General features: G+C 70.5%; 20 protein-coding genes. 6 read left to right on the plus strand and 14 right to left on the minus strand.

The genetic code is table 11. The annotated features are described in order from the left end of the window. The first annotated feature begins 40 nt into the window (after window positions 1-40). A complete protein-coding gene (locus J1C73_RS06045) occupies window positions 41-1051 on the plus strand; it encodes a COX15/CtaA family protein (RefSeq protein ID WP_207315418.1) in 1011 nt (336 codons plus the stop codon). A gap of 568 nt (window positions 1052-1619) precedes the next feature. On the opposite strand, the gene J1C73_RS06050 is transcribed toward J1C73_RS06045, so the two are convergent. Beyond that, on the minus strand, window positions 1620-1976 hold the full coding sequence (locus tag J1C73_RS06050) for a hypothetical protein (RefSeq protein ID WP_123469261.1): 357 nt from the start codon (window positions 1974-1976) through the stop codon (window positions 1620-1622). Window positions 1977-2073: 97 nt separating this feature from the next. Next, entirely contained in the window at window positions 2074-3027 is a 954-nt protein-coding gene (locus J1C73_RS06055; RefSeq protein WP_207315419.1) for a heme o synthase, read from the minus strand. Between the two features lie 435 nt (window positions 3028-3462). On the opposite strand from J1C73_RS06055, the gene tkt reads away from it, so the two are divergent. Genes tkt through pgl form a run of 5 tightly spaced genes read left to right on the plus strand, consistent with a single transcriptional unit; the run spans window position 3463 to window position 10057 of the window. Further along, window positions 3463-5565 carry a transketolase gene (gene tkt / locus J1C73_RS06060; protein ID WP_207315420.1) on the plus strand — a complete coding sequence of 701 codons (2103 nt, stop codon included), beginning with the start codon at window positions 3463-3465 and terminating at the stop codon, window positions 5563-5565. A gap of 34 nt (window positions 5566-5599) precedes the next feature. After that, the gene (gene tal / locus J1C73_RS06065; protein ID WP_123469267.1) at window positions 5600-6718 is read left to right on the plus strand and encodes a transaldolase; all 1119 of its coding nucleotides are present in this window, start codon (window positions 5600-5602) and stop codon (window positions 6716-6718) included. Between the two features lie 5 nt (window positions 6719-6723). Further along, entirely contained in the window at window positions 6724-8256 is a 1533-nt protein-coding gene (zwf, locus tag J1C73_RS06070; RefSeq protein WP_123469269.1) for a glucose-6-phosphate dehydrogenase, read from the plus strand. Further along, a complete protein-coding gene (gene opcA, locus J1C73_RS06075) occupies window positions 8253-9275 on the plus strand; it encodes a glucose-6-phosphate dehydrogenase assembly protein OpcA (RefSeq protein ID WP_207315421.1) in 1023 nt (340 codons plus the stop codon). Before zwf ends, opcA begins: the two co-directional genes overlap by 4 nt. After that, complete coding sequence (pgl, locus tag J1C73_RS06080; RefSeq protein WP_207315422.1) at window positions 9272-10057, plus strand: 6-phosphogluconolactonase; 786 nt, start codon at window positions 9272-9274, stop codon at window positions 10055-10057. The genes opcA and pgl overlap by 4 nt, the downstream gene beginning before the upstream one ends. Window positions 10058-10230: 173 nt before the next feature. Here the strand turns inward: pgl and J1C73_RS06085 are convergent, their stop codons facing one another. From J1C73_RS06085 to J1C73_RS06140, 12 genes are all read right to left on the minus strand, one after another. Beyond that, the gene (locus J1C73_RS06085; protein WP_207315423.1) at window positions 10231-11799 is read right to left on the minus strand and encodes a PH domain-containing protein; all 1569 of its coding nucleotides are present in this window, start codon (window positions 11797-11799) and stop codon (window positions 10231-10233) included. Beyond that, entirely contained in the window at window positions 11796-12299 is a 504-nt protein-coding gene (locus tag J1C73_RS06090) for a PH domain-containing protein (protein ID WP_207315424.1), read from the minus strand. Before J1C73_RS06090 ends, J1C73_RS06085 begins: the two co-directional genes overlap by 4 nt. Before the next feature lie 4 nt (window positions 12300-12303). Further along, window positions 12304-13956 carry a glucose-6-phosphate isomerase gene (gene pgi / locus J1C73_RS06095; protein WP_207315428.1) on the minus strand — a complete coding sequence of 551 codons (1653 nt, stop codon included), beginning with the start codon at window positions 13954-13956 and terminating at the stop codon, window positions 12304-12306. A gap of 153 nt (window positions 13957-14109) precedes the next feature. Beyond that, complete coding sequence (locus J1C73_RS06100) at window positions 14110-14445, minus strand: RNA polymerase-binding protein RbpA (RefSeq protein ID WP_078617917.1); 336 nt, start codon at window positions 14443-14445, stop codon at window positions 14110-14112. A 108-nt stretch (window positions 14446-14553) separates the two neighbouring features. After that, complete coding sequence (gene secG / locus J1C73_RS06105) at window positions 14554-14790, minus strand: preprotein translocase subunit SecG (RefSeq protein ID WP_072483071.1); 237 nt, start codon at window positions 14788-14790, stop codon at window positions 14554-14556. Window positions 14791-14903: 113 nt separating this feature from the next. Then, on the minus strand, window positions 14904-15680 hold the full coding sequence (tpiA, locus tag J1C73_RS06110; RefSeq protein ID WP_123469279.1) for a triose-phosphate isomerase: 777 nt from the start codon (window positions 15678-15680) through the stop codon (window positions 14904-14906). A 6-nt stretch (window positions 15681-15686) separates the two neighbouring features. Further along, entirely contained in the window at window positions 15687-16898 is a 1212-nt protein-coding gene (locus J1C73_RS06115; RefSeq protein WP_123469281.1) for a phosphoglycerate kinase, read from the minus strand. 108 nt (window positions 16899-17006) lie between these two features. Next, a complete protein-coding gene (gene gap / locus J1C73_RS06120; protein ID WP_123469283.1) occupies window positions 17007-18014 on the minus strand; it encodes a type I glyceraldehyde-3-phosphate dehydrogenase in 1008 nt (335 codons plus the stop codon). Window positions 18015-18271: 257 nt separating this feature from the next. After that, the gene (gene whiA, locus J1C73_RS06125; RefSeq protein ID WP_123469285.1) at window positions 18272-19261 is read right to left on the minus strand and encodes a DNA-binding protein WhiA; all 990 of its coding nucleotides are present in this window, start codon (window positions 19259-19261) and stop codon (window positions 18272-18274) included. Next, window positions 19252-20286: a gluconeogenesis factor YvcK family protein gene (locus tag J1C73_RS06130; RefSeq protein WP_123469287.1), complete on the minus strand. Its 1035-nt coding sequence runs from the start codon at window positions 20284-20286 to the stop codon at window positions 19252-19254. Before J1C73_RS06130 ends, whiA begins: the two co-directional genes overlap by 10 nt. Next, on the minus strand, window positions 20283-21248 hold the full coding sequence (gene rapZ, locus J1C73_RS06135) for an RNase adapter RapZ (protein ID WP_207315425.1): 966 nt from the start codon (window positions 21246-21248) through the stop codon (window positions 20283-20285). The genes J1C73_RS06130 and rapZ overlap by 4 nt, the downstream gene beginning before the upstream one ends. Then, window positions 21245-21758 (minus strand): helix-hairpin-helix domain-containing protein (locus tag J1C73_RS06140; RefSeq protein ID WP_242643785.1); only part of this gene is annotated, 514 nt, incomplete at its 5' end. The genes rapZ and J1C73_RS06140, both read right to left, overlap by 4 nt.

The raw sequence follows: 21758 nt of genomic DNA on the forward strand, positions 1-21758 counted from the left end.
TCGTCCCCCTCGTGAAAGCTTGCACAAGCGGCCGCCTACGATGGTGCGCGTGCCCAAGCTGACCCGAGCCGAAGTCGCTCAAGCCGTGCGAAACCCGCTCCAGTACATCGCCGAACGCTGGACGCCGTCCCCCCGGACGGTGCGCCGTGCGGCGATGTCGGCCGTCGTGATGGCCGTCGCCATCGTCGTCACCGGCGGTGCGGTGCGGCTGACCGGTTCCGGTCTCGGCTGCCCGACCTGGCCCAAGTGCACCGACGAGAGCCTGACGGCGACGAGCGCCATGGGCTTCCACGGCGTCATCGAGTTCGGCAACCGGATGCTGACGTACGTCCTGTGCGCGGCGGTCGGGTGGGCGATCATCGCCGCCCGGTCCGCGAAGCCGTGGCGGCGCAGCGTCACCCGGCTCGGCTGGGCGCAGTTCTGGGTGGTCATGGGCAACGCCGTCCTCGGCGGCATCGTCGTGCTGGTCGGCCTCAACCCGTACACCGTCGCCGCGCACTTCCTGCTCTCCACCGCGCTCCTCACCCTCGCCCTGCTGACCTGGCAGCGCGTCCGGGAGGGCGACACCCGGCCGCGCCCGCTGGTCGGCAAGGCGGTCTCGCAGCTGACCTGGCTGCTGGTGGTGGCGGCCGGGCTGCTGATCGCGGTCGGCACCGTGGTCACCGGGGCCGGCCGGCACGCCGGTGACTCCAGCGACGTCCACCGCATCCCGATCGACTGGAAGATGATCGCGCAGCTGCACGCCGATCTCGCCTGGGTCGTGGTGGCGCTGACCGTTGCGCTCTGGTTCGTCCTGAAGGCCGTCGACGCGCCCATCGGCCCGCTGCACCGCGCCCGGGACCTCTTCCTGATCCTGATGGCGCAGGGCGTGATCGGTTACGTCCAGTACTTCACGGACACGCCGGAGATCCTGGTCGGGCTGCACATGTTCGGCTCGTGCCTGGTGTGGATCGGTGTGGTGCGCGTCCTGCTGTCGCAGCGCGAGCGGCCGGTGGACGTCGCCCAGGTGTCCGGCCCGGCGGCCACGCAGCCGGAGCCCGCGACAGCCTGAGCCGCCGCCGGCACGCGAACGGCAGGCGGCGCCCGCTCACCGGTGTGCCGGTCGCGCGGCGAGAGGCGCACCACGGCGGCGACGGTGGTGGTGTCGTTGCGGAGAGCCGCCTTCAGCTTCCGCCGGGGCCGCGGCCGTGCCGGGGACGACCGGCACCGAGCACACCGGGACCCGGCTGCGGGCCGGCTTGTTCAGCGCGCCCGGGCCGGTGGCGGGGCGGTAGCGCCGGTAGGTGTTGCGCGATCAGGGGTGAGCAACGCTCCGGCCGCGGTGCGGTCCCCCTCGGAGCGGATGTCCCGGCCGGGCCGGAAGCCGGGGCAGTCGGCGGACTCGGTGCCGTCGGCCGCCCGTTGCCAGGGCCGGGGCCCAGGCGTCGCCGTGGTCGGAGGTGCCGCGTACCGTCGGCGCGCACTCCTGCGGACCGCCGGCGTCGGCGAGGGCGTCGCCGGGACGGACCGGGGGCGGCGCGGCTCCGGCCGGTGCCGGAGCCATGCGCGGCCGGCCGCCCGCAACGAGGTCCACCGGCCGCCGTGCGCCGGGTCGGCCGTTCTGTTCGGCCTGCTCGGCCCTAGGCCTTGTTGGCCGGGCCGCCGATCTGGATGCCGGCCATCCGCGTCCACTCGTACGGACCGGTGCGCACCTTGGCGGCGAACTCGCCGTCGAAGGACTCGTGCATCGTGATCCCGGACTTCCGCGCGGCGCTCTCGGCGACCGCGTACGACGGGGCGACCAGATCGCCCCAGCCGCCGTCCTCGCCGACCAGGACGATGCGGGTGCCCGTCTGTCCGATGTAGGCGAGCTGCCCCTCGGCGCCGCCGTGGGCCTTCGCGAAGGCGCCGATCTGCTTGGCGAGCCGCGCCGCCCTGCGCTCCGCGCGCGCCGCCTGCTTGCCGTCCACCTGCTGGGTCTCAGCCGTCTCTGCCATGGACAGGATGCTACCGACGGGTAGATCAACTGGCGACGGGCGGGGCACGTGGCGTGGGCCACGCACCCCGCCCGCCGGCGGAGGCCGAAGGAGCGGACTACCTCAGGAAGGGGTCCACGGCGACGGCGACGAACAGCAGCGACACATAGGTGATCGACCAGTGGAACAGCCGCATCTCCTTGAGCTTGGCCCCGGCCGCTCCGGCCTTGGCCCGGCTCTGCAGGCCGTGTGCCTCCCAGAGCCAGAAGCCACCGGTGAGCACGGCCACAACCGTGTAGAACCAGCCGGTGTAGCCCAGCGGGGTCAGCAGCAGCGAGACGATGACCATGACCCAGCTGTAGAGCACGATCTGGCGGGCAACCACCCGATTGGTGGCAACGACCGGAAGCATCGGGACGCCGACCCGGGCGTAGTCGTCCCTCACCTTCATGGAGAGCGGCCAGTAGTGCGGCGGCGTCCAGAAGAAGATGACGGCGAAGAGGATCACCGCGGCCCAGGACATCGAATTCGTCACGGCCGACCAGCCGATGAGGACCGGCATGCAGCCCGCGATACCGCCCCAGACGATGTTCTGCGAGGTGCGGCGCTTCAGCAGCATCGTGTACACGACGACGTAGAAGAGCAGGGCGCCGAGCGACAGCGCCGCCGACAGCCAGTTCACCAGCAGCCCGAACCAGACCGTCGAGATCACCGCGAGGGCGATACCGAAGGCCAGGCACTCGCGCGGGCTCACCATGCCGGTGACCAGCGGTCGCTGCGACGTACGGTCCATCAACGCGTCGATGTCGCGGTCGATGTACATGTTCAGTGCATTGGCACCGCCGGCGGACAGGTAGCCGCCGATGGTGGTAGTGAGCACGAGCCACAGGTCGGGTACACCCTGAGCGGCCAGGAACATCACCGGAACAGTGGTGATCAGCAACAGCTCGATGATCCGAGGCTTGGTCAGTGCCACGAATGCCTTGACACGGGCCCCGAATGGGCGATGGCCCCCTGGGCTCGGAGTCAAGGCGACCCCTGCGGGTCGGGACTCGACGGCCGTCACGCACACCCCTGACAGAGAAATCCCAGCAAGCTCCGGGCGTGAGGGCCCGGTAAAGACTTGCGCGAACCAGTCCACTGTAGACGTTGGGGACATGCCGCTCTTCGCGGGGGTGGCGTCGTGTTGATGTGGCGCGGAGGACCGTTGCGGCACCTGCGTGGAGGGCTTGGCTCATCCGGGTGACACAGCGGGAATCCCGGGCACCCGGAGGACGCGCGCAGGGGTGTTCCGGCACGCTCTTCGCAGTGCCTCAGGAGTGGGTCCCCGCGCTCATCGGAGTGGCACATCGGTGAGCCCGCGCGCTCATACGGGAGGCGAATCCGGTGGGTCGCCCGCACCCTGGGATTACCCGGAAATCGCGGGTTGCGACGGGGGTAGGCTCGACAACGCCCGGTGCGGTCACAGCCACCGGTTTACAACAGTGGAGAGGAGCCCTGACTCAGGGTGAGCACCAAGCCGACCACCACAGACCTCCAGTGGACCGAATTGGACCAGCGGGCCGTGGACACTGTCCGCGTTCTCGCCGCGGACGCCGTACAGAAGGTCGGAAACGGCCACCCGGGTACGGCCATGAGCCTGGCTCCCGCCGCGTACACCCTCTTCCAGAAGGTGATGCGGCACGACCCCGCCGACGCGGAGTGGACCGGTCGTGACCGGTTCGTGCTCTCGGTGGGCCACAGCAGCCTGACCCTGTACATCCAGCTCTACCTGGCCGGGTACGGCCTGGAGCTGGAGGACCTCGAAGCCTTCCGCACCTGGGGCTCGAAGACTCCGGGCCACCCGGAGTACGGCCACACCACGGGCGTGGAGACGACCACCGGCCCGCTGGGCCAGGGTGTCGCCAACGCCGTGGGCATGGCCATGGCCTCCCGCTACGAGCGCGGCCTGTTCGACCCCGAGGCGGCCCCCGGCACCTCGCCGTTCGACCACATGATCTGGGCCGTCGCCGGCGACGGCTGCCTCCAGGAGGGCATCTCCGCGGAGGCGTCCTCGCTGGCCGGGCACCAGAAGCTGGGCAACCTGGTCCTCCTGTGGGACGACAACCACATCTCCATCGAGGGCGACACGGAGACCGCGGTCTCCGAGGACACCCTGAAGCGCTACGAGGCCTACGGCTGGCACGTCCAGCGTGTCGCGCAGCTGCCCAGCGGTGACCTGGACCCGGCGGGTCTGTACGAGGCGCTCCAGGCCGCGAAGGCCGAGACCACCCGCCCGTCGTTCATCGCGGCCCGCTCGATCATCGCCTGGCCCGCTCCGAACGCCCAGAACACCGGGGCCGCGCACGGCTCGGCCCTCGGCGCCGACGAGGTCGCCGCGACCAAGAAGGTCCTCGGCTTCGACCCGGAGAAGTCCTTCCAGGTCGCCGACGAGGTCATCGCGCACACCCGTGAGGCGCTGGACCGCGGTCGTGAGACCAAGGCCGAGTGGGAGAAGGCCTTCGCCGCCTGGCGCACCGCGAACCCGGAGCGCGCCGCCGAGTTCGACCGCATCCGCGCGGGCGAGCTGCCCAAGGGCTGGGAGGACAAGCTCCCGGTCTTCGAGGCCGGCAAGGGTGTCGCCACCCGCGCCGCCTCCGGCAAGGTGCTCCAGGCACTGGGCGAGATCGTCCCCGAGCTGTGGGGCGGCTCGGCCGACCTCGCGGGCTCGAACAACACCACGATCGACAAGACGTCGTCGTTCCTGCCGGCGGGCAATCCGCTGCCGGGCGCGGACCCGTACGGGCGCACGATCCACTTCGGCATCCGCGAGCACGCGATGGCCGCCGCCATGAACGGCATCGCGCTGCACGGCAACACCCGCATCTACGGCGGCACCTTCCTGGTGTTCTCCGACTACATGCGCAACGCCGTGCGCCTGTCCGCGCTGATGCACGCGCCGGTGACCTACGTGTGGACGCACGACTCTGTCGGTCTCGGCGAGGACGGCCCGACCCACCAGCCGGTGGAGCACCTGGCCTCGCTGCGCGCCATCCCGGGCCTGAACGTCGTCCGCCCGGCCGACGCCAACGAGACCGCGATCGTCTGGCGCGAGATCCTGCGCCGCTACACCAAGGTGTTCGGCAAGGGCGCCCCGCACGGCCTGGCACTGACCCGTCAGGGCGTGCCGACGTACGAGGCGAACGAGAACGCGGCCAAGGGCGGCTACGTGATCTTCGACGCGGAGACGCCCGACGGGCAGAGCGCAGCGCCCCAGCTCCTCCTCATCGCTACCGGTTCCGAGGTACAGCTCGCCGTCGGGGCGCGCGAGGAGCTGCAGGCGGCCGGCATCCCGACCCGGGTGGTCTCGATGCCGTGTGTCGAGTGGTTCGAGGAGCAGGACCAGGCGTACAAGGACAGCGTCCTGCCGCCGTCCGTGAAGGCCCGTGTGGCCGTCGAGGCGGGCATCGCGCTGACCTGGTACCGGTACGTCGGGGACGCGGGCCGGATCGTCTCGCTGGAGCACTTCGGTGCCTCGGCCGACGCGAAGGTCCTCTTCCGCGAGTTCGGCTTCACCGCCGAGCACGTTGCCGCCGCCGCGCGGGAATCTCTCGCGGCCGCCGCGCGCTGACGCCGTTATACGACTAGTAGGAGATGCAATTCTCATGACAGACGCACTCAAGCGCCTCTCCGACGAGGGCGTGGCGATCTGGCTCGATGACCTGTCGCGCAAGCGGATCACCTCGGGCAACCTCGCCGAGCTGATCGACCAGCAGCACGTGGTGGGTGTCACCACCAACCCTTCGATCTTCCAGAAGGCGATTTCGCACGGCGACGGTTACGAGCAGCAGCTCACCGACCTCGCCACCCGCAAGGTCACGGTCGACGAGGCCATCCGCATGATCACGACGGCGGACGTCCGTGACGCCGCCGACATCCTGCGTCCGGTCTTCGACAGCACGGACGGCCAGGACGGCCGGGTCTCCATCGAGGTCGACCCGCGTCTGGCGCACCACACGGATGCCACCGTCGCCGAGGCCAAGCAGCTGGCCTGGCTGGTGGACCGGCCGAACACGCTCATCAAGATCCCGGCGACGAAGGCCGGCCTGCCGGCGATCACCGAGGTCATCGGCAAGGGCATCAGCGTCAATGTCACGCTGATCTTCTCGCTGGAGCGTTACCGCGAGGTCATGGACGCCTACCTGGCGGGCCTGGAGAAGGCGAAGGCCACGGGCCTGGACCTCTCCAAGATCTACTCGGTGGCCTCGTTCTTCGTCTCCCGTGTCGACTCCGAGATCGACAAGCGGCTCGACGCGCTCGGCACCGACGAGGCCAAGGCGCTGAAGGGCAAGGCCGCTCTCGCCAACGCCCGGCTCGCCTACCAGGCGTTCGAGGAGGTCTTCTCCTCGGACCGCTGGGCGGCGCTGGACAAGGCGCACGCCAACAAGCAGCGTCCGCTGTGGGCCTCCACCGGTGTGAAGGACCCCGCGTACAAGGACACCCTGTACGTGGACGACCTGGTGGCCCCCGGCACGGTGAACACCATGCCCGAGGCCACCCTGGACGCCACCGCGGACCACGGGCAGATCACCGGCAACACCATCGCCGGCACCTACGAGCAGGCCCGCGCCGAGCTCGATGCCGTCAACGGGCTCGGTGTCTCGTACGACGACGTCGTCCAGCTCCTTGAGGACGAGGGTGTCGAGAAGTTCGAGGCGTCCTGGATCGACCTGCTCAACTCGACAGAGGCGGAACTCAAGCGCCTCGCCCCTTCGGAGGGCTGACCACTTTGTCTGGTGTTCCCGGAGCCAACCCGCTCCGTGACGCCCAGGACCGACGGCTCCCGCGCATCGCGGGGCCGTCGGGCCTGGTCATCTTTGGCGTCACGGGCGATTTGTCCCGTAAAAAGCTGATGCCCGCCGTCTATGACCTGGCCAATCGCGGCCTGCTGCCGCCGGGCTTCTCGCTCATCGGCTTCGCGCGCCGCGAATGGCAGGACGAGGACTTCGCCCAGGAGGTCCACGACGCCGTCAAGCAGCACGCCCGTACCCCGTTCCGTGAAGAGGTCTGGCAGCAGCTCATCCAGGGGATGCGCTTCGTCCAGGGCAACTTCGACGACGACGACGCCTTCGAGACCCTGAAGGCGACCATCCAGGAACTCGACAAGGCACAGGGGACGGGCGGCAACTTCGCCTTCTACCTCTCCGTGCCGCCGAAGTTCTTCCCCAAGGTCGTCCAGCAGCTCAAGAAGCACGGCCTGGCCGACCAGAAGGAGGGCTCCTGGCGGCGTGCCGTCATCGAGAAGCCCTTCGGCCACGACCTGAAGAGCGCGCAGGAGCTCAACCATCTCGTGCACGACGTGTTCCCGCCCAACGAGGTCTTCCGGATCGACCACTACCTGGGCAAGGAGACGGTCCAGAACATCCTGGCGCTGCGGTTCGCCAACACGATGTTCGAGCCGATCTGGAACCGGAGCTACGTCGACCACGTCCAGATCACGATGGCCGAGGACATCGGCATCGGCGGCCGGGCCGGCTACTACGACGGCATCGGCGCCGCCCGGGACGTCATCCAGAACCACCTGCTCCAGCTGCTGGCGCTGACCGCGATGGAGGAGCCCGGCTCCTTCCACCCGAAGGCGCTGGTGGCCGAGAAGCTCAAGGTCCTCACGGCCGTCGAGCTGCCGGACGACCTCGGCAAGCACACCGTGCGCGGCCAGTACGCGCACGCGTGGCAGGGCGGCGAGGAAGTCCTCGGCTACCTGGAGGAGGACGGTATCGACCCCAAGTCGAAGACCGACACCTTCGCCGCGATCAAGCTGACGATCAACAACCGCCGCTGGGCGGGTGTGCCGTTCTACCTCCGTACCGGAAAGCGGCTCGGCCGCCGGGTCACCGAGATCGCGATCGTCTTCAAGCGCGCCCCGTACCTGCCCTTCGAGTCCGGGGCGACCGAGGAGCTGGGCAGCAACGCCCTGGTCATCCGGGTCCAGCCGGACGAGGGCGTGACCGTGCGGTTCGGCTCCAAGGTGCCCGGCACCTCGATGGAGGTCAGGGACGTCACGATGGACTTCGCCTACGGCGAGTCCTTCACCGAGTCCAGCCCGGAGGCGTACGAGCGGCTCATCCTCGATGTGCTGCTCGGCGACGCCAACCTCTTCCCCCGCCACCAGGAGGTCGAACTCTCCTGGGACATCCTCGACCCGATCGAGGAGTACTGGGACAAGCACGGCAAGCCCGCGCAGTACTCATCGGGCACCTGGGGCCCGGCCGAGGCCGACGAGATGCTCGCACGAGACGGACGGAGCTGGCGCCGGCCATGAAGATCGATCTCACGGAAACCACTTCCAGCAAGATCAACCAGGCGCTCGTGTCGGCCCGTCGTGCCATCGGCACCCCGGCGATCGGCATGGTCCTCACGCTGGTCATCGTCACCGACGAGGAAAACGCCTACGACGCCCTCAAGTCGGCGGGCGACGCCTCGCGCGAGCACCCCTCGCGGATCATCGCGGTGATCAAGCGGGTCAGCCGTTCGCCGCGCAGCCGGCGCGACGCGCGGCTGGACGCCGAGGTCCGGGTCGGCTCCGACGCGGGCACCGGCGAGACCGTGGTGCTGCGGCTCCACGGCGAACTGGCCAACCACGCGCAGTCGGTGGTCCTGCCGCTGCTGCTGCCGGACGCGCCGGTCGTGGTCTGGTGGCCGGAGGCGGCGCCCGCCGATCCGGCGAAGGACCCGCTGGGCGCGCTCGCCCAGCGCCGGATCACGGACGCGTACTCGGCGGAGCACCCGAGCGCCGAACTGGCGGTGCGCGCGAAGTCGTACACCCCCGGCGACACCGATCTGGCCTGGACCCGGATCACGCCGTGGCGCTCGATGCTGGCGGCCGCGCTGGACCAGCAGTCCGTGGACGTCGTCTCGGCATCGGTCGAGGGCGAGTCCGAGAACCCGAGCTGCGAGCTGCTGGCCATGTGGCTCGCGGACCGGCTCCTGGTGCCGGTGGAGCGCACCCTGTCGGGCGGCCCGGGTCTGACGGCCGTCCGGATGGAGACCAAGAACGGCACGATCGTGCTGGACCGGGCCGACGGTTCGCTGGCCACGCTCTCCATGGTGGGGCAGCCGGACCGCGCGGTGGCGCTCAAGCGCCGGGAGACCGCGGAGCTGCTGGCCGAGGAACTGCGCCGGCTCGACCCGGACAACACCTATGCGTCCTCGGTGAAGTTCGGCGTGCAACGGCTCGGGGAGGCAGCCGCGCCCAAGGCCGCCGCGGCCGAGAAGCCGGACGGCGCGTCCGCCGCTCCCGCCGCCAAGAAGACGGCGGCGAAGAAGGCGGCGTCGAAGTGAGCGTCGTCCCCCAGCTCGTCGTGCACCGCGACAAGGAGCTGATGGCGCAGGCCGCGGCGGCCCGGCTGATCACGAAGGTCGTGGACGCCCAGGCCTCACGCGGTCACGCCTCGGTCGTGCTCACCGGCGGGCGCAACGGCAACGGCCTGCTGGCCGCGCTCGCCGAGGCGCCCGCCCGGGACGCGGTCGACTGGTCGCGGCTCGACCTGTGGTGGGGCGACGAGCGGTTCCTGCCGGAGGGCGATCCGGAGCGCAATGTCACGCAGGCCCGCAAGTCCCTGCTGGACTCGGTGCCGCTGGACCCGTCCCGGGTGCACGCGATGCCCGCGTCGGACGGCCCGCACGGCCGGGACGTCGAGGCCGCCGCGGCCGCGTACGCCGCCGAGCTGGCCGCCGCGGCCGGTCCGGAGGACCACGGTCCGGTGCCGGTGTTCGACGTGCTGATGCTGGGCGTCGGCCCGGACACGCATGTCGCCTCGCTCTTCCCCGAGCTGCCCGCGGTACGGGAGACCGAGCGCACCGTCGTCGGTGTGCACGGGGCCCCCAAGCCGCCGCCCGTCCGGGTCACGCTCACGCTGCCCGCCATCCGGGCGGCCCGCGAGGTGTGGCTGCTCGCGGCGGGCGAGGACAAGGCGGAGGCCGCGGCCATCGCCCTGTCGGGTGCCGGGGAGATCCAGGCCCCGGCGGCGGGTGCGTACGGACGCAGCCGCACGCTGTGGCTGCTGGACGCGGCGGCGGCCTCGCAGCTGCCGCGCGCCCTCTATCCGCCGGCTTCCGCCTGATCGGCCGTCAGTGGCATGACCCGCAGGCCCGGTTCGCTCCTCGGAGCGGCCGGGCCTGCGGCGTGAACGGCTCGCCCCCGCGCACCGGGACCGTGGCGGCGGGCGCCTCGGACGTACGGCGCGCAGCGGCCTTCCGGAAGTCGGCGCCCGTCGGCACCGAGCCCGGCCGGGGCTCACTCCCCCGGCGGGACCCGCTCCAGAAAGGGCTCCAGCAGGCCCTGGACGGCCTCGGAGGCGAAGTCCAGCCCCTCGGCCGCGTCCGCGTCGTACACCGTGTAGGCGCTCGCTCCGGCGGCCGTCGTGGCGGTGATGTTCAGCAGCCCGGCCCGCCGCTGGAAGTACGACTGGCGCACCGTCCAGCCGATCACCCCGGCCCGTTCCAGCGCCGCGGTGGAGCGGCGCAGGGCGCCCGAGCGGGTCACCAGGTACGCGCCGCTGAGCGCGTGTCCGAGACCGCGGTAGGCGTCCCGGGCCAGCAGCACCCCGGCGGGCAGTCCCACGACCGCGCAGCCGAGCGCGATCCAGAGCAGAACGGGCGTCAGCAGGGCGCCGAGCAGCGCGAGGACGAGGACCGGGGCGAGGACCACCCAGAGCGCCCGGCGCAGCCGCCGGCCGCGGGCGGCGGCGGGGTGCGCGGTCAGCGGGGCGCCGGTCGGGGACGTGGTCTCGCGCAGCACGGCGGCGGCGACGGCACCGGCGACCGGCCGGGGCGCGGCGGGCAGCAGGGTGTTGTGGTCGTCGTGCTGCTCCTCGTCGTCCTTGGCCAGTCCGGTGGTGATGGCGTCGACCCGGGCGGCGCCCAGCAGCCGGACGCCGAGCGGCTCGACGAGGTCGACCCCGCGCAGCCTGCGCTCCTCGATGGAGACGGACCGGGAGGTGAGCAGGCCGCGCCGGATGCGCAGGGTGCCGCCGGGTTCGCGTTCGAGGCGGTAGTTCCACCACATCTCGACCCAGAGGCCCAGCGCGCCGACGACCCCGGCGAGCACCCCGGCGACGGCGAGGAGCGCGATCACCGAGAGCAGGGAGGTGTCCCGGTAGCGGTCGCCGACCCATTCGATCACCCGACCCTGCGCCCCGAACCAGTCGCTGACCTGCAGCACGGCCCCGGCCGCCGCGCCGCCGAGCGCGGGCGCGACGAACGAGACCGGCGCGTAGCGGATCCAGCGCGGGTCGAGGGAGACCAGCTCGCCCTCGCGGTGGCTGCCCGAGGTGGCGGCCAGGCCCCGCTCCAGGAGTGCGCGGCGCAGCCGTTCGCCCTCGGCCCGCAGGACCGGGTCGAGCTCCAGGGCGGATTCGCCGCCGGTGTGCTCACCGGTGCCGATCCGGACGGTGACGAGCCCGAGTACGCGCTGGAGCGGATGGGCGGTGAGGTCGACGCTCCGGATGCGTTCGCGGGCCAGCGAGCGCTTCTTGACCAGCAGCAGGCCGGTGTGGAGTTCGACCCGGTCGGCGCCGACGCGGTACCGGGTGCGGCGCCAGCGTACGTAGTCGCCGCCCGCGCCGGAGGCGATCAGCAGGACTGCGCCCGTCAGTACCCAGGCGACGGCGGGGCCGGACCCGAGGCGCCCGGAGAGCGCGAGCGTGGTCGGCACGGCGGCACCGGCCGCCACGCCCGCGGTGACGAGAGCGGCGAGCAGGACCGTGCGCCGGTCGAGCCGCCGCCAGTCGGCGGGAGTGGCAGGACCGCCAGCGCGCCTCTCGTCCAGCGAGGCTTCGTCCGGGGCGGTGTCCGCCGTGCTCATGTGGCGTCCCCGGGGGTGCCCTGGGTGATCCGGGTCAGCCGCTCGGCGAGCTCGGCCGCCAGCTCGTGGTCGAGGCCCTCGATCCGGACCGCGCCCTTGGCCGAGGCGGTGGTGACGGTGACCGTGGCGAGCCGGCAGAGCTGTTCGAGGGGGCCGCGCACGGTGTCCACGGTCTGGATCCGGGACATCGGCGCGATCCGCCACTCCTGCCACAGCACCCCCGTACGGACGTACACCGCCTCGTCGGTGACCTCCCAGCGATGGGTGCGGAACCACCACAGGGGGAGCAGGACGGCGCAGCCGGCGCCGACGGCCGCCAGGACCGCGGCACAGAGCAGCAGCCAGAACCGGGCCGACGTGAGGAACACGCCCAGCACGGCCAGGACCACCACCGGACCGGCGGTCAGCAGCAGCCACCGGGTCCGCCACCAGCCGACGACCCGGGGGTCCAGCGTGTTGACCGGTGGCCGCAGCCGGACTGCCCCCTCCCCCGTGGGCATGGGTTCAGCGCCCCCTGCGCTCGCGGTACGCGGCGACGAGCGCGGCGGTCGAGCTGTCCAGCTGCTCGGCGCCCTCGCCCTGGGTCAGCACCGGCTCGATCTTCTTGGCGAGGACCTTGCCGAGTTCGACACCCCACTGGTCGAAGGAGTCGATGTTCCAGATCGCGCCCTGGACGAAGACCTTGTGCTCGTACAGCGCGATCAGCTGGCCGAGCACCGAAGGCGTCAGCCGGTCGGCGAGGATCGTCGTCGTCGGGTGGTTACCACGGAACGTCTTGTGCGGCACCAGCTCCTCGGCGACGCCCTCGGCGCGCACCTCGTCCGGTGTCTTGCCGAAGGCCAGCGCCTGGGTCTGGGCGAAGAAGTTGGCCATCAGCAGATCGTGCTGGGCGACCAGGCCGGGCAGCAGACCCTCGACCGGCTCGGCGAAGCCGATGAAGTCGGCCGGGATGACCTTCGTGCTCTGGTGGATCAGCTGGTAGTAGGCGTGCTGCCCGTTGGTGCCGGGGGTGCCCCAGACGACCGGTCCGGTCTGCCAGTCCACCGGATTGCCGTCCCGGTCCACCGACTTGCCGTTGGACTCCATGTCCAGCTGCTGGAGGTACGCGGTGAACTTGGACAGGTAGTGGCTGTAGGGCAGCACGGCGTGCGACTGGGCGTCGAAGAACGCGCCGTACCAGACACCGAGCAGACCCAGCAGCAGCGGGGCGTTCTCCTCGGCCGGGGCGGTGCGGAAGTGCTCGTCGACGAGGTGGAAGCCGTCGAGCATCTCGCGGAACCGGTCCGGGCCGATGGCGATCATCAGCGAGAGGCCGATGGCGGAGTCGTACGAGTAGCGGCCGCCGACCCAGTCCCAGAACTCGAACATGTTCGCGGTGTCGATGCCGAAGTCCGCGACCTTCTCGCCGTTCGTCGACAGCGCCACGAAGTGCTTGGCAACCGCGTCCTGACCGGCCCCCAGCCCGGTCAGCAGCCAGTCGCGGGCAGAGGTGGCGTTGGTGATCGTCTCGATCGTGGTGAAGGTCTTCGACGCGATGACGAAGAGCGTCTCGGCCGGGTCGAGGTCGTGCACGGCCTCGTGGAGGTCGGCGCCGTCGACGTTGGAGACGAAGCGGACGGTGAGCGAGCGGTCCGTGAAGGAGCGCAGCGCCTCGTACGCCATCGCGGGGCCGAGGTCGGAGCCGCCGATGCCGATGTTGACGATGCATCTGATCGGCTTGCCGGTGTGCCCGGTCCACTCGCCCGACCTGACGCGCTCCGAGAAGGCGGCCATCTTGTCGAGCACCGCGTGCACCGCGGGCACCACGTTCTCGCCGTCGACCTCGATCACGGCGTCGCGCGGGGCGCGCAGCGCGGTGTGCAGGACGGCGCGGTCCTCGGTGGTGTTGATCTTTTCGCCGCGGAACATCGCGTCCCGCAGCCCGGCGACCCCGGTGGCCCCGGCGAGCTCGCGGAGCAGCCGGAGCGTCTCATCGGTGACCAGCTGCTTGGAGTAGTCGACGTACAGGTCGCCGACCCGCAGCGTGTATCCGGTGCCGCGCTCCGGATCGTCCGCGAACAGCTCGCGCAGATGGGTCGTCCCGAGCTGCTCACGGTGCTTTCCCAGCGCGGTCCATTCCGGCATCTGGTTGAGCCTGGTTCGACTTTGTGCGTTCATCCCGGACATCAGCCCACTTCTCCTCGTCACCGCAGTTCCCCGCTGCCCCTCCAACCTAATTGATCAGGTGGACGGACGGGACGGCGGCGGGCTGCGGCACGGCGGAAGCATTCCGGCCGGGCACCCTGGGGGTGTCCGGCCGGTGAACAACGTCTAGATCTCGCCGCGGAGTTTCGCGAGGGCCTCGGCGAGAATGGCCTCGCCGTCCTCGTCGCTGCGCCGCTCGCGGACGTACGCGAGGTGCGTCTTGTACGGCTCGGTGCGCGGGGGGTCCGGCGGGCTGTCACGGTCCTGGCCGGCCGGGAAACCGCAGCGCGGGCAGTCCCAGGTCTCCGGTACCTGCGCGTCATGGGCGAAGCTCGGCTGCGTCTCGTGCCCGTTCGAGCACCAGAAGGAGATGCGGGCGCGTGGCGCGGACTCGCCGCGCTCGGCCTCCCCCATCGGCCCCGCTCCGACCCGGCTTCCCCGGATCGCGTTGCCACTTGCCACGGTCGTAACTCCCTGCGTGATGGTGCTCGAAGATGCCCCAGTCTACGTAAGGCCCAACGCGCGTCCAGTGATTGGAGTTACACCCTCACAGGAATCGCTTACGACGGGTCAGTTGTCAAGCTTGATGAGCAGACCAAGCACCACAATGCATGCGAACCAGCCCAGACCGACCACGACGGTGATCCGGTCGAGGTTGCGCTCGGCGACCGAGGAGCCACCGACGGACGACTGCATGCCGCCACCGAACATGTCGGAGAGACCGCCGCCCTTTCCCTTGTGCATCAGCACCAGCAGCATCAGCAGCAGGCTGAAGACGATCAGGGCGATCTCGAACGCCAAAATCACGGCTGGTCCCTACTTTCCGGAATTCCTGGACTGCGTATGCGAACAACGGGGGCCGGGAGGCTGTGCCCTCCTCGGCCCCCGCAAGGGTACGACGGATCCGCGCTACCGCATACTCACTGGTCGCGGAAGCGGACGATCTTGACGAACTCGTCGGTGTCCAGGGCGGCGCCACCGATCAGCGCGCCGTCCACATCGGGCTGCGCCATGATCGCGGCGACGTTGCCGGACTTGACCGAGCCGCCGTACTGGATGCGGACCGCGTCGGCCAGCTCCTGCGAGTACAGCTCGGCGAGGCGGCCGCGGATCGCACCGCAGACCTCCTGCGCGTCGTCGGGGGTGGCGACCTCGCCGGTGCCGATGGCCCAGACCGGCTCGTAGGCGATCACGATGGACTCGGCCTGCTCGGCCGGGACGTCCTTCAGCGCGCCGTCCAGCTGGGCGAGCGTGTAGGCGACCTGCTCGCCGGCCTTGCGGATGTCCAGGCCCTCGCCGACGCAGAGGATCGGGGTCAGGCCGTGCTTGTACGCGGCCTTCACCTTGGCGTTGCAGACCTCGTCGGTCTCGGCGTGGTACTGGCGGCGCTCGCTGTGTCCGACGGCGACATAGGTGCACTTCAGCTTGGCGAGCATCGGGCCGGAGATCTCACCGGTGTACGCGCCGGAGTCGTGCGCCGAGATGTCCTGGGCGCCGTACTTGATCTTCAGCTTGTCGCCGTCGACCAGCGTCTGCACGGAGCGCAGGTCGGTGAAGGGCGGCAGGACGGCGACCTCGACGGCGTCGTAGTCCTTGTCGGCCAGGGCGAAGGAGAGCTTCTGGACGTGTGCGATGGCCTCGAGGTGGTTGAGGTTCATCTTCCAGTTGCCCGCCATCAGCGGGGTGCGGGTGGTCATGAAAGGTCAGTCCTCCAGTGCGGCAAGGCCGGGAAGCGTCTTGCCCTCGAGGTATTCGAGGCTGGCGCCGCCACCGGTCGAGATGTGTCCGAACGCGTTCTCGTCGAAGCCCAGGATGCGGACGGCCGCGGCGGAGTCGCCACCGCCGACCACGCTGAAGCCGGACGAGTCGACGAGGGCCTGGGCGACCGCCCTGGTTCCCTCGGCGAAATCGGGGTGCTCGAAGACTCCCATGGGGCCGTTCCAGAAGACGGTGGCCGCGTCGGCGAGCTTCGATGCGTAGAGCTTGTTGGTCTCCGGACCGTTGTCCAGCCCCATCTGGCCGGCCGGCATGGCGTCGGCGGCGACGGTGGCGGGGTGGGCCGGGGCCTTGGTCTTGAGGTCGGGGAACGCCGGGGCGACCACGACGTCGACGGGGAGCACGAACTCCACGCCCTTCTCCTCGGCGCGCCTGAGGTACTCCAGCACCACCGGGATCTGGTCCTCCTGGAGCAGCGAGCTGCCGACCTCGTGACCCTGGGCCTTGAGGAAGGTGTACGCCATGCCGCCGCCGATGAGGATGCGGTCGGCCCGCTCCAGGAGGTGGTCGATGACGCCGAGCTTGTCGGAGACCTTGGCGCCGCCGAGCACGACCGCGTAGGGCCGCTGCACGTCGTCGGTGAGCTTCTTCAGGACGCCGACCTCGGTGGCGATCAGGTCGCCCGCGGCGTGCGGCAGCCGGGCCGGGAGGTCGAAGACCGAGGCGTGCTTGCGGTGCACGGCGCCGAAGCCGTCGCCCACGTACACGTCGGCGAGCTCGGCCAGCTGGTCGGCGAACGCGCCGCGCTCGGCGTCGTCCTTCGACGTCTCGCCGGCGTTGAAGCGGAGGTTCTCGATGACGGCGACCTTGCCGTCGGTGAGGGCGGCGACCGTGGCGCGGGCGGACTCGCCGACCGTGTCGGTCGCGAAGGCCACGCCGGTCCCTAGCAGTTCACCGAGCCGGGCTGCCGCCGGGGCCAGCGAGAACGCCGGGTCCGGGGCACCCTTGGGGCGGCCCAGGTGCGAGGCGACGACGACCCGGGCACCGGCCGCGGCCAGCTTCTCCACGGTCGGCTGGACGGCGCGGATGCGGCCGTCGTCGGTGATGGTGGTGCCGCTGAGCGGCACGTTGAGGTCGGCGCGGACGAATACGCGCTTGCCGGTGACCCCTTCGGCGAGAAGTTCGTCGATGGTCTTCATCTTCTGGACTCCTTGGAAGGACGAGAGAGCATGCAACGGGGCTCGAACGGCGCTTCGTTGCGCTGTTCGAGCCCCGTGCTCACATCGAGGTGCCTGCCGATTCGAGGGTCAGAGCTGGCTGCCGACGAAGACGGTCAGGTCGACGAGGCGGTTGGAGTAGCCCCACTCGTTGTCGTACCAGCCGATGACCTTCACCTGGTTGCCCTCTGCCATGGTGAGCAGCGAGTCGAAGGTGCAGGAAGCCGGGTCCGAGACGATGTCCGAGGACACGATCGGGTCCTCGGTGTAGACGAGGCGGCCCTTGAGGGAGCCCTCTTCCGCAGCCTTCTGGAAGGCGGCGTTGACCTCGTCGCGGGTGACCTCGCGCTCCAGCGTGATGACCAGGTCGGTGACCGAGCCGGTCGGGACCGGGACGCGCATCGCGATGCCGTCGAGCTTGCCCTTGAGCTGCGGCAGGACCAGGGCGGTGGCCTTGGCGGCACCCGTCGTGGTCGGGATGATGTTCTCCGCGGCGGCGCGGGCGCGACGCAGGTCGGAGTGCGGGAAGTCCAGAATCCGCTGGTCGTTCGTGTACGCGTGGACCGTCGTCATGAGGCCCTTGACGATGCCGAAGTTCTCGTCGAGAACCTTGGCCATCGGCGCGACACAGTTGGTGGTGCAGGAGGCGTTGGAGATGACGTGGTGGTTGGCCGCGTCGTACTTCTCCTCGTTGACGCCCATCACGATCGTGATGTCCTCGTCCTTGGCCGGAGCCGAGATGAGGACCTTCTTGGCGCCGCCCGCGATGTGCTTGGCGGCGTCGGCCTTCTTGGTGAAGATGCCGGTCGACTCGATCACGATGTCGACGCCCAGCTCGCCCCACGGGATGTCCGCCGGGTTGCGCTCGGAGAGCACCTTGATGGTGTGGCCGTCGACGGTGATGCTGTCGGCGGTGTGGCTGACCTCGGCCTTGAGACGACCCAGAATGGTGTCGTACTTCAGCAGGTGAGCCGTGGTCGCAGTGTCACCCAGGTCGTTGACAGCCACGATCTCGATGTCCGCACCCTGCTCCAGCAGCGCGCGGAAGTAGTTACGACCGATGCGGCCAAAGCCGTTGATGCCTACGCGGATCGTCACGAACCGATCTCCTCGTTAGGTACGCCGGTTTTCGACGCCGGCGAGTTGTATGGGATGTCCCCGACCGCCTACGACACTACCCCTCCGAGGCCCTGGGAGTGACATCGAGCAGGGCGGGAAGAACGGCGCAGGCCCGTACTCCCCAGTAGGAGCACGGGCCTGCGGTTGCCCTCCCCCGCCCCCTGCGACGGTTACGCAGTGTCAACGCCCCCGGGAACGTGGCGCGTTCCTGCTCCGGCCCGCCGACGGGGCCGGGATCAGCCGACCAGGCCGTCGGCCAGCTCTTCGCTGAGGGTGGATTCCGTGCTCGGGATACCCAGGTCCTGGGCCCGCTTGTCGGCCATCGCCAGCAGCCGGCGGATACGGCCCGCGACGGCGTCCTTGGTCAGCGGCGGATCGGCGAGGGCGCCCAGTTCCTCCAGGGATGCCTGCTTGTGCTCCATGCGCAGCCGCCCGGCCGCCGCGAGGTGCTCGGGCACCTCCTCGCCCAGGATCTCCAGCGCGCGCCCCACACGGGCACCCGCGGCCACCGCGGCCCTGGCCGAACGGCGCAGGTTCGCGTCGTCGAAGTTGGCGAGGCGGTTGGCGGTGGCGCGGACCTCGCGCCGCATCCGCCGCTCCTCCCAGGCCAGCACCGACTCATGGGCGCCCAGCCGGGTGAGCAGGGCTCCGATCGCGTCGCCGTCGCGGACGACGACCCGGTCCACGCCGCGCACCTCGCGGGCCTTCGCCGAGATGGAGAGCCGGCGGGCGGCGCCGACCAGCGCGAGCGCCGCCTCCGGACCCGGGCAGGTCACCTCCAGTGAGGAGGAGCGCCCCGGCTCGGTGAGCGAGCCGTGGGCCAGGAAGGCCCCGCGCCAGGCGGCCTCGGCATCGCAGGTGGCCCCCGAGACCACCTGCGGGGGAAGTCCGCGGATGGGACGGCCGCGGCCGTCCACCAGACCCGTCTGCCGGGCCAGCTGGTCGCCGCCCGCCACCACCCGTACGACGTAGCGGGAGCCGCGCCGCAGCCCGCCGGGAGCCATCACGATCAGCTCCGAGCTGTGCCCGAAGATTTCGAGAATGTCCCGCTTCAGCCGGCGCGCCGCCATCGCGGTGTCCAGCTCCGCCTCGATCACAATCCGGCCGCTCACCAGGTGCAGCCCACCCGCGAACCGAAGAATCGCCGAGACTTCTGCCTTCCTGCAGCAGGTCCGGGTTACGGGAAGCCGAGAGATTTCGTCCTTCACCGCTGGCGTCATCGCCATGGGCCGATCCTTCCATGCATCCGAAAAATACGGTCGTACGCGGCGGCCAACAGCTCCGGATCATGAATCGGAACGCCGTCGGGTGAGGCCACCGGCGCCAGCTCGACCGCGGCACCGAGCCGTTTTGCGGCGTCGGCGAGGGACTCGCGGTCGGGCACGGCGGCCTCGTCGGCCAGCACCACGTCCAAGGCGAGTTTAGGGGCGTGTCGTCCCAAAACCTCCAAATGACGCTGCGGAGAGAAGCCATCTGTTTCACCGGGTTGCGGCGCGAGGTTCAGCGAGAGGACCTTTCGGGCCTTCGTCTCGATCAGCGCGTCCAGCAGATCGGGGACGAGCAGATGCGGAATGACCGAGGAGAACCAGGACCCCGGACCGAGTACCACCCAGTCCGCGTCCAGAACCGCGGCGACCGCCTCCGGGACGGCCGGCGGGTCGTGCGGGACGACGTGCACGGACTGGACCTCGCCCGGGGTGAGCGCCACGGTGGCCTGGCCGCGCACCGTGTCCACGTCGTCCGGGCGCTGCGGGTCGTGTCCCCGTACCAGCGCCTGGAGCTCCAGGGGCACGGCGGACATCGGGAGCACCCGGCCGTGCGCCCCGAGGAGCTTGCCGACCAGGTCGAGGGCCTGGACATGGTCGCCGAGCTGCTCCCACAGGGCGACGATCAGCAGATTGCCGACGGCGTGCTCGTGCAGATCGCCCTTGGACTGGAAGCGGTGCTGGATGACCTGGGCCCAGGTCTGGCCCCAGTCGTCGTCACCGCACAGGGCGGCCAGCGCCTTGCGCAGATCACCGGGCGGCAGGACGCCCAGCTCCTCGCGGAGCCGGCCGCTGGAGCCGCCGTCGTCGGCGACGGTGACCACGGCGGTCAGATCACCGGTGATCCGCCGCAGCGCGGCCAGCGAGGCGGACAGCCCCATGCCGCCGCCGAGCGCGACGACCTTGGGCTGTGCGCCGCGCTTGCGGCCGGACAGTGCAGAGGTGGCTCTGCGCAGCCGGCGCAGACGCAGGGTGCGACTGGTCACTCGCGCCCCATGTCCCTGTGTACGAGCACGGTCTCGATCCCTTCGCTGGCCAGCCGGGCCGAAAGCTTCTCCGACATGGCCACGGAGCGGTGTTTGCCGCCCGTGCAGCCCACGGCGATGGTCACGTAGCGCTTGCCCTCGCGGCGGTATCCCGCGGCGATGAGCTGGAGCAGCTCCGTGTACTGGTTGAGGAACTCCTTGGCGCCCGGCTGGTCGAAGACGTACGCGGAGACCTCCTCGTTGAGCCCGGTGAAGGGGCGCAGTTCGGGGACCCAGTGCGGGTTGGGCAGGAACCGGCAGTCCACCACCAGGTCGGCGTCGACCGGCAGTCCGTACTTGTAGCCGAAGGACATCACCGTGGCGCGGAGCTCAGGCTCCTCGTCGCCCGCGAACTGGGCGTCCATCTTGGCGCGCAGCTCGTGCACGTTCAGGCTGGAGGTGTCGATCACCAGGTCGGCGTCGCCGCGCAGCTCGCGCAGCAGATCGCGCTCGGCGGCGATGCCGTCGACGATGCGGCCGTCGCCCTGGAGGGGGTGCGGGCGCCGGACCGACTCGAAGCGGCGGACCAGCGCGTCGTCGGAGGACTCCAGGAAAACGATCCGCCTCGTGACGCCCTTGGCCTCCAGGTCCGCGAGGGACTCCCGCAGATTGTCGAAGAAGCGGCGGCCCCGTACGTCGACGACGACGGCGATCCGGGCCACATTGCCCTGGGACCTGGCGCCGAGCTCCACCATGGTGGGGATCAGCGCGGGCGGCAGGTTGTCCACGACGAACCAGCCCAGGTCCTCCAGACACTTGGCCGCGGTGCTGCGCCCGGCGCCCGACATACCGGAGATGATCACCAGCTCGGGAATGGCCGCCGTGCTGTCGCCCGTCTCGGCGGGGATGCCCGTACTCACGTGTCCTGCTCCGTCTGCTCGGTCTGTGCGGTCGTGCCCTTGTTCATGTTCGCGCTCAGTCATGTCGTACTGCCCCCGTCGTCCTCTTCAATGATCTCTCCTGTGGCCGTGTTCACGGCGGGCGCGGCCGGGGTGGTCGAGGCGAGCGCGACGGCCACTGATTCCGCCGTCGTGCGGCCTATCCCCGGAACCTCGCAGATCTCTTCGATTGTCGCCTGCCTCAGCTTCTTCACGGAGCCGAAATGCTTGATCAGGGCCTGCTTGCGGGTCTCGCCGAGACCGGCGACGGCGTCCAGGGGGCTGGAACGGATGCGCTTGGCCCGTTTGGCGCGCTGGTAGGTGATGGCGAAACGGTGTGCCTCGTCGCGGATGCGCTGCAGGAGGTAGAGGCCCTCGCTGGAACGGGGCAGGACCACCGGGTCGTCGTCATCGGGCAGCCAGACCTCTTCGAGGCGCTTGGCGAGGCCGCAGACGGCGATGTCGTCGATCCCCAGCTCGTCCAGCGCCCGCTTGGCCGCGGCGACCTGGGGCTGCCCGCCGTCGACCACGAGGAGCTGCGGCGGGTAGGCGAAC

The sequence above is a fragment of the Streptomyces laculatispora genome (assembly GCF_017353455.1).
GTDB lineage: Bacteria > Actinomycetota > Actinomycetes > Streptomycetales > Streptomycetaceae > Streptomyces > Streptomyces laculatispora.